Source organism: Streptococcus sp. 20925_1_24, from assembly GCF_041432335.1.
Lineage (GTDB): Bacteria > Bacillota > Bacilli > Lactobacillales > Streptococcaceae > Streptococcus > Streptococcus mitis_BM.
Genome location: NZ_JAPVZM010000002.1, coordinates 1 through 13627 on the forward strand (window position 1 = coordinate 1; position 13627 = coordinate 13627).

Here is a 13627-nt window from a genome sequence, read left to right on the forward strand (position 1 = left end):
TCTGCTTTGGCTGCTTCTTTTTCTTCAGTAGTTAACTCAGGACGTGCTTCAATTTCTGCAACTTTTGCAGTATAAGCATCTTCAATCGCTTGTTTTGCGGCTGGTTTTACTTCTGCTTTTGGTTCTACAGGTGTAATTGTTCCTACTCCTGCTTCTTTAGCTGCTGTTACGTCCGCATTAGAAGTTGCTTTATCGATGGCTTCTTTGGCTGTTTCTGCTTTAGCACGTGCTTCTTCCTTAGCTGCTTCTTTTTCTTCTTTCGTTGAATCAGGTTTCGCATCAATTGCTTGCTCTTGTGCTTTTAATGCTGCATCGATCGCTGCTTTAGCGGCTGGTTTGGCTTTTGCTAATGGATCTACATTATCAACTTTTGTAGTTCCTTGCTGTTCTACTACTGCAACTCCTGCATCTGTTGTCGCTTTATCAACATTTACTTTAGCTGCATCTGCCAACTTACGTGCTTCTGCTTTGGCTGCTTCTTTTTCTTCTGTTGTTAAATCTGAACGTTTTTCGATTTCTGCAACTTTATTATTATAAGCATCTTCAATCGCTTGTTTTGCGGCTGGTTTTACTTCTGCTTTTGGTTCTACAGGTGTAATTGTTCCTACTCCTGCGTCCTTCGCTGTTGTTACATCCCCATTAGAAGCTGCTTTATCAATCGCTGATTTAGCTTCCTCTGCTTTAGCACGTGCTTCTTCCTTAGCGGCTTCTTTTTCTTCTTTCGTTGAATCAGGTTTAGCATCAATTGCTTGCTCTTGTGCTTTTAATGCTGCATCGATCGCTGCTTTAGCGGCTGGTTTGGCTTTAGCTACTGGGTCTACTTTTTCTACTTTTTCTACACCGCGGTCTTTATTACGTTCCACAGATTCTTCAGTAGTTGCTGCATCCACTCTATTTTTTGCATCTTGTGCTAAACGTTCTGCTTCTTTTACAGCGGCTTCTTTTTCTTCAGTAGTTAGGTCATCACGAGCTGCTATTTGAGTCTTCTTCTCTTCGAGTACGCTTTGAATATCATTTTTAGCTGCCGTCTTAACTTCTTCTGCTGGAAGTATTGGAGTAATCTTGTTTGTTTCTTCTGTCAGTTTTGTTGCTACATCAGCTTCGGTTGTTGCTGAGTCTACTGCTTTTTTAGCTGCTGCTAGGGCTTCAATTACTTTTGCTTTAGCGGCTTCTTTTTCTTCTTTTACTGAACCATCAACTGCTTCAATCGCAGCGATTTGATCTTTAGCTGCTTTTTCTAAGTCTAATTTAGCTTTTTCTTTTTCTAATAATACTAACTTAGTGTTAATTTCAGCTTGATTTTTTCGATCAGCTACAGGAACATTATTTTTTTCTTCGTTTAGGATATTCTTAGCTTCAGCAAGTTGATCTTGCATTGCTTTCCAGCTTTCTGGAGTATAGTTGGCTTGATTTAACTGTGCTAACTGAGTCTCTAATTCATTAACCTTATTCTCCAGGTCTGTTTTATACATGCTAACAGTTACATTTTGAGTAGTTACAGGGATATTCCTAATTTTAGCTCCTACGATCGCAAAACTTGATCCCCCTTGAACAGTTCCACTTAACCCACCATATGTGGTACTTGTTAAGAATGTGTTAGTTCCTTTAAAATCTGAAGAAGTTGGTTTATCCGCCGGCAAATCAACTACATAGCTTAATGTAACTTTCTCTCCAGGTTTCAACCCTTTATAATTGATTGTCAATGTTCCATTGTTAACCGAACCCGGCGCTGTCCCACCTTCAGATGATACAAAAGTCGCACCTTCTGGTAACTTAACTTGATATTTATTTGATCCTGAAGAAGCATGTCCCTTATTTTCCATCTCGACACTAATTGTAGCTCGTACAGTTGTTGCTGTCGCTGATGGTGATACTTCGTTATATGTTACAGTTGGTGTTTTAGCTACAACATGGGCCCCAGTAGTAATTGATAGATTAGATACCATTGCTCCAAGGTAGTATGTTTCTCCATCAATTTCAATTTTCCCATTATTTGTATGTGCTACATTTGAATCAGGATCTACTTCAAGACGTACACGAAGTTTAGTTACCCCTTTAGGTACTGTTACTACACCATTATATGGTGTAGTAAGCGATCTCCAAATAACTTTCCCTTGAACCTCATTTCCTCTTTCTGGATAAGATACTGTTAATATGGTTCTATTGTCTCTTGTTCCAATTGATCCAAAACTATTTGTATTTTGAGTAATTACAACCTCTTGTCCAGGTGTTACATCAATATCTTGATATATTCCATCAAACTTATCACTCTTACTCGTACGATCATTAGCTTTTTTATATAGTGCCAACGGAATACTGTATGGATGAGTTGGATTTACAACAGATGAGTAACCTCCATACTGTGTTACTTTACCATTTGCAATAACTACTTTTTGTTGATTAGGATTGATCGGCTTCCATCCAATCAAGTCAAAAGTATTAATAACTGTCCATTTTTCAGCCGTAGTAGGTTTTCCGTTATCTTCAAAATATGGGTTTACCACATCTAGATTCTTTTCGTTAATAGATGAATCGTTATCATCTGTTGTCGCTGTATCACCTGTTCGGAATGGATTGTTTGCATCTAGAGCTTGTCCATTACGTGGATCATGTTTTCCTGAGTTTGCGATAGAGTTGGTGCCTGTAGCTTTCTCAGTATTGCTTGCTTTCTTACCAACAGTCGCTTTTCCTTCTGTGGTATCTAGTTTAGGACTTTCTACTTGCGCTTTAGGCTTACTACGTAAACCGCTGTTCACTGTCATAAAGAGTCTTCTATAAGCTTTTGTTAACTCGTCTTGACTTTTGGCTGTTGTTAGGGCAAGTTTTGCTAATCCTAGATGTTCTTTAAGTATTGCTACACTTTCATCTGTCTTAGTAGCATAGCTATCTGAGGCTAATTTAGCATCAATTTCTGCTACGTAATCTTCCAGCTGTTTTTTATCCAAGGCAGGTATAGCCTTTTCTGCTGTTTCTTCTGTTGCTGAAGTAGTAGATGATACTACTGGCGCTGGAGTTGCATCAGCAGGTTTTGAAGTAGTTGCTTCTGCTTGAGCTTTCGAAACAGTAGATGACTCCACTGATGTTGAGCTTGCATCAGTAGATGCTGGAGTAGTTGTGTCTGCTTGAGCTTTCGGCGCAGTCGAGTCACTGGCACCAGAATTTTCATCCACCTTATTATTAGCTGGAGTAGCTGCTAGGGCAGCATCTGTTGCTGTTACGTTTGGTTCTGCTGCATACACTGCACCATTTCCCAAAAACATAAAAAATGCTGCAACCGCTACACTGGCCGCACCAAAACTTACTTTTCTGACAGAGTAACGAGTTACCTTCTCACGACGTGAGCGTTCTACTCGACTCATAGAATGATTATTTTCCATCTATAAAGACTCCTTTATAATTTATTAAACTAGTGAAAACGGCAATACTAGTTAATATATATATATATATATATATATATATTAACTAAAGTTATAACCTATAAATTGTTTCCGACTTAATTTTATCATTGTTATGCTAATAAATCAAGTGTTTTAACTTATTAGACAGAAAAATAAAAATACACTTAGATTTTATTTCATGCCGAAGTTGAAACAGCACATTGAAACTTCTAAAACATTGCTATAAACTTGTTTGAATTCCCCAATAGATTTGTTCGCAGTTTATTTCAATCTACTGTAGTCTTAAACAGTTATAAAAGCGAAATCAAGAAAGTATATAAGAACAGCTTCATTCACACTAACAAGATCTAAGATTTAAAAACAAAAAACGAACAAAATAGAATTCTAACCGTCTAGAAAACTAGTTTTATTCGTTTTTTATGTTTAAGTCTAAACTTTCATTTCAAACTCTAATAACTTAACGCACTTCTGCATTGACTTTTTCTTCGAGCGATGCTTGGATTTTTTCCATATAGCGTGCGACTTCTTCGTCCGTTAAGCTATCTTCTGGATTTTGGAAGGTCAAGCTATAAGCCATTGATTTCATACCTAGTCCCAATTTCTCACCTGAGAAGACGTCAAAGAGTTTGATATCTGTCAAACGTTTCACGCCGGCTGCTTGGATAGCGTCCACAACTTCTTGGTGAGTCACTTCTGCCTTGAGAAGGAGGGCAACGTCACGGCTAACTGCTGGGAATTTAGTAATTTCCACAAATGGAGTAGCTGGTTGAAGGGCAGCCTCGATAGCTGAAAGGTTAAGCTCCGCTACATACGTTTCTGGAATATCGTAAGCCTTAGCAGTGACTGGATGCACTTGGCCAAGGAAACCAAGAACTTGGTCACCGAGTGAAATCATAGCTGTACGACCTGGGTGGAGGCTTGCAATTTCAGCTGTAGCTGTATAGCTCACTTCTATTCCCAAGCGAGTAAATAATGCTTCTAGGATTCCTTTAGCATAGAAGAAATCAACTGGAACTGCTGCTGTTTGGAAATCTTTTTCTGCAACCAAGCCTGTCAAGGCAAAGGCAAAACTGTTGATTTCATTTGGAAGTTCTTCTTTTGGATTACCTGTTTGTTCAAAGACTTTTCCAATCTCATAAAGGGCCAAGTTTTTATTCTTACGAGCTACGTTATAAGCCACTGTATCAAGGATACCAGAAATCATATTTTGACGGAGGACTGAACGATCCACAGTCATTGGCCACATAAGTTCAGTAAGGTTACTTGGTTGAGCCGTAAACTCAACTGCTTTTTCAGGAGTTGTCAGAGCATAGGTGATGATTTCTGTCAAACCTGCCCCTTCAGCAATCGTACGAATTTGACGGCGAAGTTTTTGTGTCGCAGTCAATTCACCAGCTGTACCGTCATCTTTTGGAAGACTGGTTGGCAAGCGGTCATATCCATAGATACGAGCGATTTCTTCAAAGAGGTCTGCCTCGATAGTGATATCCCAGCGACGACGTGGGACGCTGACTGTAAAGCTGTCTGCATTCCCAGAAAGACCAAAGCCAAGACGACGGAAGACGTCTTCTACATCCGCGTAAGAAAGTTCTGTACCAAGGACACGGTTAACATCAGCAAGAGTTGAAGAAACTTCCACATCAGAAGTATCAAGTTCACCCGCAGAAACGATACCCTTACGCACAGTCGCACCTGCAAGCTCTGCAATCATTCTAGCTGCCGCATCAAGAGCTTCGTTAACAGTTGCCACATTGATCCCTTTTTCAAAGCGAGAAGATGACTCAGAACGAAGGTTGAGACGACCACTAGTCTTACGAATTGATTTGCCATTGAAAACAGCAGCTTCAAGGACGACACGACTAGATTTTTCAGAGATTTCTGTTGCTTGACCACCCATAACACCTGCAAGGGCTACTGGCTTGTCTGCGACAGTGATGACTAGGTCATTCACGTCCAAGTCACGTTCTTCACCGTCCAAGGTCACCAATTTTTCACCAGCACGCGCTTCACGTACACGGATGTCAGTCCCTTCAAAGGTATCCAAGTCAAAGGCATGCATTGGTTGACCAAAGTAGAGAAGGATGTAGTTGGTCACGTCCACTACGTTATTGATTGGACGGATTCCTTCGTTCATGAGAAGGTTTTGCAACCATTGTGGACTTGGTGCGATGGTCACATTGTCCAAGATACGAGCTGCATAGTAAGGCGCCTTGCCTGTCTCAATGCCCACAGAAAGAGCATCTGCTGCAGCTTGGTCAGTTTCTGAAAGAGTAAATTCTTTAAAGTTGACTGCCTTGTCGTAGATGGCTGCCACTTCGTGAGCCACCCCACGCATAGAAAGGGCATCCGCACGGTTGGGTGTGATAGAAAGTTCGATGATTTCATCATCCAAGTCTAGATATGAGAAGACTTCCTCACCTGGAACGGCATTTTCTGGCAAGATTTGGATGCCATCTGCGAATTCCTTAGGCACAACTGAGTCAGAAATTCCCAATTCGCCAAGCGAACAGATCATCCCAAGTGACTCAAGACCACGGATTTTCCCTTTTTTGATCTTGTAATTGTCAGCGATGCGAGCTCCTGGAAGAGCCACCATAACCTTGATACCAGCACGCACATTTGGGGCCCCACAAACGATTTGACGAGCTTCTTCTTCGCCAACGTTAACCTGACAAACATGGAGGTGAGTTTCTGGCACATCTTCGCAAGACAAGACCTCACCGACGACAATTTTTGAGAGACCAGCAGCCGGTGATTCCACACCTTCGACCTCGATCCCTGTAGTTGACATTTTTTCAGCCAACTCTTGTGATGGCACATCAATGTCCACCAATTCTTTTAACCATTTATAAGATACAAGCATAATTTAGTTCTCCAGAATGACAGTTGCCACTCTAGTTCTTTTCCTTTCCTATCATTTCAATAGAAGAATCATCTTCTTACCTTAATTTCTTTTTCAGTAACCAATCCGTATCTACTTTTTGACCAACCATAAAATGATGTTGGCTAAATTTTTCAAAACCATATCGATTATAAAATGATTGAGCTTTTGTATTATGTTCCCAAACACCTAGCCAAGCCCAGGAAAAACCATTTTTTTCGGCAAGTTCCAGAGCGAATTCAAACAGTTGCTTACCGAATCCAAATCCTTGGAATTTTTGTAGCACATAGAGGCGTTGAATTTCAAAAGCATCCTCTAATTCTCTCTCAGTTTGAGCACTTCCTCAGTTGACTTTGAGAAAACCAGCTATCTCCTCTTCATGCATAATGAAATAGGTTTCGGATTCTGGATTTTCCAACTCAGTTGACAAAACTCTCAGACTATAAGCTTCTTCAAAGTATTTCTGTAACTGCTCTTCCGTATTATCATGAGCAAATGTTTCACGAAAGGTTTGTTTGGCAATTTGGGACAACACCCCAATATCTGCCTTTTCTACTTTTCTAATCATTATTTAAACTGTTCTGAGAAGCGGACATCTCCTTGGTAGAATCCACGGATATCATTGATTCCGTAACGGAGCATGGCTACACGCTCTTGTCCAAGACCAAAGGCAAATCCAGAGTAAACAGTCGCATCGATACCACTCATTTCAAGGACACGTGGGTGAACCATACCGGCACCCATAATCTCGATCCAACCTGTTTTCTTACATACATTACAGCCTTCTCCACCACACTTGAAGCAAGAAACATCTACCTCAACAGATGGCTCTGTGAATGGGAAGTAAGATGGACGCAGACGGATCTGACGCTCTTCACCAAACATTTTTTGGACAATCAACTGAAGGGTTCCTTGAAGGTCAGCCATAGAGATGTTCTTCCCAACAACCAAGCCTTCGATTTGGTGGAACTGGTGACTGTGGGTCGCATCGTCTGTGTCACGACGGAACACACGCCCTGGCGAGATCATTTTCAAAGGACCTTTGGAGAAATCATGGGCATCCATAGCACGAGCTTGAACTGGAGACGTGTGAGTACGGAGCAAGATTTCTTCTGTGATGTAGAAAGTGTCCTGCATATCACGAGCTGGGTGGTCTTTTGGAAGGTTCATACGTTCAAAGTTATAGTAGTCTTGCTCCACTTCAAAACCATCCACGACTTGGTAACCCATACCGATGAAGATATCTTCGATTTCTTCACTGGTTTGTGTCAAAACGTGACGGTGACCAGTCGCAACTGGACGACCTGGAAGCGTCACATCGATACTCTCGCTAGCCAGTTGAGCCGCGACTTTCTTTTCTTCCAAGAGCTTAGCTGTTTCTTCAAAGGCAGCTGTCAAGACATCGCGCGCTTCATTGACGTGTTTCCCAATAATCGGACGCATCTCAGCAGAGACATCTTTCATCCCTTTGAGGATTTCAGTGAGCGACCCCTTTTTACCAAGGACAGAGACACGCAAATCTTGCATTTCTTTTTCATTTTCAGCAGAAATCTGCTTCAAGCTAGCCAGCGTTTCTTCACGAAGCGCTTTTAATTGTTCTTCAATAGTTGACATAATTCCTCCATCAGTCGCTTATCAGATAAAAAGAAAACCACATGCCAAAAACTCCACTCGGAGCGTTGACACGCGGTACCATCCGTTTTCATCTGACAAGTCAGACCTTCATTTCTAAATCCATGCGCAAGTGAATTCACCCAGCTTTCATATAGAGAGCTTGCAGTCACGGCTCTCCTCCCTGATATACTTCCCTTGAGTTACTAGTCTTGCGGATTCCTATTCAATTACTACTTAGTTTATCAGATTTTGAGTTAAAAAACAAGTTAGATTAGACTAATTTCAGTATAAAAAGGAACAAGACGCAGTGAATTATCTATTTGTAGGGTCTGTTTCATCTGCTTTCCTTTTCAACAAAAGAGTTGCTGCTTGATTAAAACCATCACACCAGTTATACCATTTTGCTTCATACTCATCTTGAGCTAAGATATGATTTTTTAAATCCAGAACAGAGTAAATTTTTCTTTCTTCGCAGGCTTGCGCATAGAGATGATATAGTTCATCACCGCCGTCTCTATCAAACTCAGCAGAAATCGTATCTTGACCTGCCAATAAAGCCTGATAAGCCCTGTGATGCCCATCTGTAATCAACAAGTAATCTCCAAAGGCAAGAATACTGATTGGATCGACTTGGATTGTTTCTGCCGACTTATAAAGCATCTGAATATCTTGCAACTTCTTTTCTGATAAGTATAGTTGAGTCGGATGAAGATCTGCTATATTGACTTTCATTTCTTTCTCCTCAAAGGAATTTGATACTCATACTCAATGAAAATCAAAGAGCAAACTAGGAAACTAGCCGCAGGCTGTACTTGAGTACGGCAAGGCGACGTTGACGTGGTTTGAAGAGATTTTCGAAGAGTATCACTTCTGCTTACCTTTGAATCGCCATTGGAAGCGGAGTTTGTCATAGAAGGGAAACTCGATAAACAGGACTCCCAAGCCCACACAGAGACTAGCAAGGACATCTGATGGATAGTGAACTCCCAGATATACTCTTGATACCAGCACACTGACTAAGTAAAGGCCAAGGACGATTTGTACGATTTTTCTCCAGACTGGATTTTTAATCCGTTGACTGAGAATGACAATCAGAGAGCCGACCATCAAGGTTACAGCCAGAGAATGGCCGCTTGGGAAGGAAAATCCCTTCTCCTCAACCAAGTGTAAAATAGCTGGTCGTGGCCGCTGGTAGATATTTTTAAAGGTCACGATTAAAAGACCTGCCAAAGACAGATTTCCCAGCATTAAGAAACTTTCTATCTTCCATCGCTTACGATAAAAGATAAAAGCTGTAATGACAACCCAAGTGATAATCACTGGGATATCAATCAGGCGTGTGATGGCCCTGAAAAGAATAGTCAAGTAAGCTGGCAAGTCTCCTCGAACGGCAGTCTGTATCGGTTGGTCAAAACCGACCAGCGTTTCAGGGTAAAATTTGACCATGTAGCCAAGAATAACGAAAAGTAAAAGGGCAAAACTGCCCTTCATTAAAAATGTTTGTTTATCTCTCATAATATTTTAAGGTTGGTTTCAAAAGGACGTACAACAACCAGAATGAAACGGAAAAGATTACACCCTCAATCAAGTTAAAAGGTAATACCATGGTCATTAGATAGTTGGAAAGTCCCAAAATTTTTCCAATATCAAAGTTAGCAAACTTCGCGTACAAAGGAACAGCGTAAACATAGTTGAGAACCAACATAGCCACGGTCAAGCCAATAGTTCCAGCTAGAGAGCCTAGTAGGAAACGAAGGGTTGTCCGTTCCTTTTTCCAAATCAAAGCAAATACGATAACAAAAACTCCCAAAGCTACGATATTCATCGGCAAACCAATGTAAGTATTCACTCCTTGACTATTAAGAAGCAATTTCAAGAGTGAGCGAAGCAAGAGAATTCCTAGAGCAGCAGGCAAATCCATGACCACCAAGCCCACAAGGACTGGCAAGATACTAAATTCGATCTTGAGGAAGGACGCCGCTGGCAAAAGCGGAAAGTCAAAGTACATCAGCACAAATGAGATGGCTGATAAAATCGCAATGGTCGAAAGTCGACGTGTGTTTGTCATAACAGGTTCCTCCAATTTTCTATAAAATCAGAAGAAGTTAGAAAGGATTCCTCTATCTATTCTCACTTTTTATATCCCAAAAGTTCCCTCTCACTCTATTAAGGAAATTCAAGCAAGCGGTTACAGTTTAGCTATAAATCTATCAGAACAGACAAAGCTATTCTTTCGTCTTCTCCCATCCAGACTATACTGTCGGTTGTGGAATCTCACCACATCAGCTTGCGCTCGCGGACTTATTTGGCTAAGATATTTTAGATTTATCTAGGCGTCGCAGTCGAAGATAATACTTAAAGTATATCGAGACAAGACAACGACGAGAAAGCTAAAACAGATAGTCAAATTTACCGCCGGTCGGGAATTTCACCCTGCCCTGAAGACTCTTTTATCATAACAAAAAACGCTTGCAAGCGCAAGCATTTTGTTCATTTTCATTTTTTATTTCAATTTATCTGCTTCATAGGTATGAACGAGCTCAAGACCTGCAAAGTTCTGCTGGCGGAGGGCTTCGTAGACAATCATGCAGACGGTATTAGACACATTGAGACTGCGGACATGTTCATCATTCATAGGAATACGGAGAGCCTTCTCAGGATGTTCTCGCATAAAGTCCTCAGGCAAGCCCTTGTCTTCACGTCCAAATAGAAAATAATGGTCTTCGTTAGTCGATAAATCCACCTCAGAATAGACTTTTTCCGCGAATTTTGAAATCAGATAGAGTTTTCCCTCCATCTGAGACATGAAATCCTCTAAACTCTCGTAAAAATAAATCTCTAGTTTATCCCAATAATCCAACCCAGCTCGCTTCATCTTGCGGTCATCGATAGGAAATCCCATAGGCTTTATGATGTGGAGGGGAGAATTGGTCGCAGCGCAAGTACGCGCGATATTGCCTGTATTTTGTGGAATTTGAGGTTCAAATAATACAATGTGATTTGTCATGACTTGCTTCCTTTTACCATTGCAAAAAAATAGCCACACTGCCCGGAGTCAAGCTCAGCAAACAGCGTGGTTAAGGCATCGTTAACTTACCTCACAACAGGTTTGAAGTAAATCAGCGAAACTACTTTCTTAGTATAACACTTTCAGAATCATTGTCAATAGAAACGACTTGATTTTTTCAATTTTTTCAAGCTATTTCCAAGGGTTGTAAAATCGTCCCTGATTCTGCAAGATAAGTAGTAAACTGGTTACTAAAAACAAGGTTGCCAAGAGCAAGGTAATATAGTCTCCTTTTTTCAAGGCCTGATAACTATACCAAGTGCGTTTCTTCTCTTTCCCAAAGCGTCGAAGCTCCATGGCGGTCGCGATGGTATCAATGCGTTCTAGCGAACTGAAAATCAAGGGAGTAATAATGCGCAGATTGCCTTTGATTCGTTGCATAAGAGAAGCTTTCTTGGATAATTCCATCCCACGCGCCTCCTGAGACATCTTGATAGTAAAGAATTCTTCCTGCAAATCTGGAATATAGCGCAAGGTCAGGCTTACAGAATAGGCAATCTTGTAAGGCACACCAATTTGATTTAAACTGGAAGCAAACTGACTAGGATGAGTTGTCATCAAAAAGATAATAGCTAGAGGAATGGTGCAAAGGTACTTAATAGCCAGATTTAGCAGATAAAAAAGCTCTTGACTAGTCAGAGTGTAGTCACCGATTCCCTGCCAAATCACACTTCTCTCTCCGTAAAGTCCAACCCCATACTCGGGAGAAAAGAGATAGACCATCAAAACGTTTAAAATGGCAAATACCGTCGCAAAAACGGCCACAAAGGAAACATCTTTAAAACGAATTTCTGACAAATAGAGAAGAAAGACCGAAAAAATAGCAATCAGAACAAGCAATCTGGTATCATAGCTAATCATGGCCGCCAATGACACGAGAATGAAAAAGAGGAGTTTCCCAGCTCCTGACAAGCGATGAATCACAGTATCTCTATGCTGGTAACCGATTAATTTAGCTTGCATCCTTCTCTCCTTTCTTTGTAAAATGCCGTTAAAGCAAGTGGATCCACGTCGAGTTTCTTGGCCAAGTTAAAGATTGAAGTTTCTTTTAGGTTGGCTTTTACTAACAACTCAGGATTACTCAAAAGACTAGCTGGATCAGTATCGGCAATCAATTCCCCATCCACCATGACAAGAGCTCGGTCTGAATAATCCAGCATCAATTGCATATCATGCGTAATCATGACAATGGTATGACCTTTTTGATGCAACTCTTCGAGAAATTCCATAATCTCAGTATAATTCTTCTGGTCTTGACCTGCTGTCGGTTCATCTAAGAGGATAATTTCAGCCCCCAAGACCAAAATCGATGCAATAGTGACACGTTTTTTCTGACCAAATGACAGGGCAGAAATGGGCCAATTACGGAATTCATAGAGACCACAAATTCTCAAGGTTTCATAGACTCTCGTTTCAATTTCCTGCTCGTCCACACCTCGCAAACGAAGTCCCAGAGCCACCTCATCAAAAATCATGTTGGTCGAAATCATTTGATTAGGATTTTGCAACACATAGCCTACTCGTTCCGCCCGTTCTGCAACAGAATCTCCTTTTATATCCTGCCCTTCCCAAAGATAGCGACCTTCAGTCTGAATAAAACTACTCAAAGCCTTGGCTAGAGTTGACTTCCCTGCTCCATTTTTTCCGACAATGGCAATCTTTTCACCCTTTTTAATATCCAGATGAAGAGATTTTAAAATCGGTCTATCATCATAAGAAAAGGACACGTCCTCTAATTTAAAGAGTGACTGCAATTCTACGGTTTCTTTTACCAATTCAGTCTGCAACTGAACCTGGCCTTTTGAGATAGACAAGTTGTCCAAATTTGCTAACTGTTCTTCCTTGTCTAAATCCACACCTAATTGACGGAGAGTGGTTAGATAAAGGGGTTCCCGAATTCCATTTTGTGTCAATAAATCAGTCGCCAGTAGTTGGTCAGGGATACCATTAAAGAGGATACGACCATCGTTTATCAAGACAATCCGATCCACAGGGCGATGTAGAACATCCTCCAAACGGTGCTCGATAATAAGAGTCGTCGTTCCTTCTTCCTTATGAATCTGGTCAATCAATTCGATAATGTCCTGACCTGACTTGGGATCCAGATTGGCGAGTGGCTCATCAAACAAGAGAATCGGACTCTCATCAATCAAGACACCAGCCAGACTGACCCGCTGCTTTTGTCCACCAGACAAATCATGGGGACGCTGAGACAGTAAAGAAAGAAGGTCCAGCTTTTCAGCCCATTTATGAACACGGCTTTTCATCTCTTCTAGACTTGTTACATCATTTTCTAGAGCAAAAGCCAAGTCCTCTGCCACGGACAAGCCGATAAACTGCCCATCAGTATCCTGCAAAACTGTACTGACCAGATGAGATTTATCGTAGATGCTCATATCAAAGGCTGCTTGCCCCTTGATCAAAAATTCTCCAGACATCTGACCCTTGTAAATATTGGGAATAATCCCATTCAAACATTGACCCAAGGTAGACTTACCTGACCCAGATGGCCCAACAATTAAGACTTTCTCTCCCTTATAAATAGTCAAATCCACCCCTTGCAAGGTCGGTTCTTGTTGTGTTTCATACCGGAAAGAGAAATCCTTCCACTCAATTATAGCTTCTTTCATCTTACTCTCTTCATTCGCTTCTTAGACTTCTATTTTA

The 13627-nt window shown here is 41.0% G+C and carries 9 protein-coding genes, 1 pseudogene and 1 riboswitch; all 10 genes and pseudogenes read right to left on the minus strand.

From position 1 onward, the window contains the following. A partial coding sequence (locus tag O3650_RS01370) for a SasC/FmtB family protein (protein ID WP_371491400.1) occupies positions 1-3377 on the minus strand: 3377 nt, incomplete at its 3' end. A 478-nt stretch (positions 3378-3855) separates the two neighbouring features. Continuing rightward, entirely contained in the window at positions 3856-6261 is a 2406-nt protein-coding gene (gene pheT, locus O3650_RS01375; RefSeq protein WP_261082985.1) for a phenylalanine--tRNA ligase subunit beta, read from the minus strand. A 76-nt stretch (positions 6262-6337) separates the two neighbouring features. Continuing rightward, positions 6338-6847: pseudogene (locus O3650_RS01380) on the minus strand (GNAT family N-acetyltransferase). Then, positions 6847-7893: a phenylalanine--tRNA ligase subunit alpha gene (pheS, locus tag O3650_RS01385; protein ID WP_049524320.1), complete on the minus strand. Its 1047-nt coding sequence runs from the start codon at positions 7891-7893 to the stop codon at positions 6847-6849. The pseudogene O3650_RS01380 and the gene pheS overlap by 1 nt, the downstream one beginning before the upstream one ends. A gap of 312 nt (positions 7894-8205) precedes the next feature. Further along, positions 8206-8625, minus strand: coding sequence for a chromosome partitioning protein ParB (locus tag O3650_RS01390; RefSeq protein ID WP_203175539.1), 420 nt, complete (start codon positions 8623-8625; stop codon positions 8206-8208). Between the two features lie 132 nt (positions 8626-8757). Then, entirely contained in the window at positions 8758-9408 is a 651-nt protein-coding gene (locus O3650_RS01395) for a phosphatase PAP2 family protein (protein ID WP_238393781.1), read from the minus strand. Further along, positions 9398-9961 (minus strand): ECF transporter S component, encoded by a 564-nt coding sequence (locus O3650_RS01400; protein WP_203175541.1) that lies wholly within the window; start codon positions 9959-9961, stop codon positions 9398-9400. The genes O3650_RS01395 and O3650_RS01400 overlap by 11 nt, the downstream gene beginning before the upstream one ends. Before the next feature lie 163 nt (positions 9962-10124). Then, positions 10125-10343: riboswitch (FMN riboswitch) on the minus strand. Positions 10344-10396: 53 nt separating this feature from the next. After that, positions 10397-10900 (minus strand): tRNA (cytidine(34)-2'-O)-methyltransferase, encoded by a 504-nt coding sequence (locus O3650_RS01405; RefSeq protein WP_203175544.1) that lies wholly within the window; start codon positions 10898-10900, stop codon positions 10397-10399. A 192-nt stretch (positions 10901-11092) separates the two neighbouring features. After that, positions 11093-11923 carry an energy-coupling factor transporter transmembrane protein EcfT gene (locus O3650_RS01410; protein ID WP_203175546.1) on the minus strand — a complete coding sequence of 277 codons (831 nt, stop codon included), beginning with the start codon at positions 11921-11923 and terminating at the stop codon, positions 11093-11095. Beyond that, positions 11908-13590 carry an ABC transporter ATP-binding protein gene (locus O3650_RS01415; protein ID WP_084953522.1) on the minus strand — a complete coding sequence of 561 codons (1683 nt, stop codon included), beginning with the start codon at positions 13588-13590 and terminating at the stop codon, positions 11908-11910. Before O3650_RS01415 ends, O3650_RS01410 begins: the two co-directional genes overlap by 16 nt. Positions 13591-13627 lie beyond the last annotated feature (37 nt).

Coding starts and splice junctions, on each gene's coding strand:
- pheT (WP_261082985.1), bottom strand. CDS start 6,261: ATGCTTGTATCTTATAAATGGTTAAAAGAATTGGTGGACATTGATGTG.
- pheS (WP_049524320.1), bottom strand. CDS start 7,893: ATGTCAACTATTGAAGAACAATTAAAAGCGCTTCGTGAAGAAACGCTG.
- O3650_RS01390 (WP_203175539.1), bottom strand. CDS start 8,625: ATGAAAGTCAATATAGCAGATCTTCATCCGACTCAACTATACTTATCA.
- O3650_RS01395 (WP_238393781.1), bottom strand. CDS start 9,408: ATGAGAGATAAACAAACATTTTTAATGAAGGGCAGTTTTGCCCTTTTA.
- O3650_RS01400 (WP_203175541.1), bottom strand. CDS start 9,961: ATGACAAACACACGTCGACTTTCGACCATTGCGATTTTATCAGCCATC.
- O3650_RS01405 (WP_203175544.1), bottom strand. CDS start 10,900: ATGACAAATCACATTGTATTATTTGAACCTCAAATTCCACAAAATACA.
- O3650_RS01410 (WP_203175546.1), bottom strand. CDS start 11,923: ATGCAAGCTAAATTAATCGGTTACCAGCATAGAGATACTGTGATTCAT.
- O3650_RS01415 (WP_084953522.1), bottom strand. CDS start 13,590: ATGAAAGAAGCTATAATTGAGTGGAAGGATTTCTCTTTCCGGTATGAA.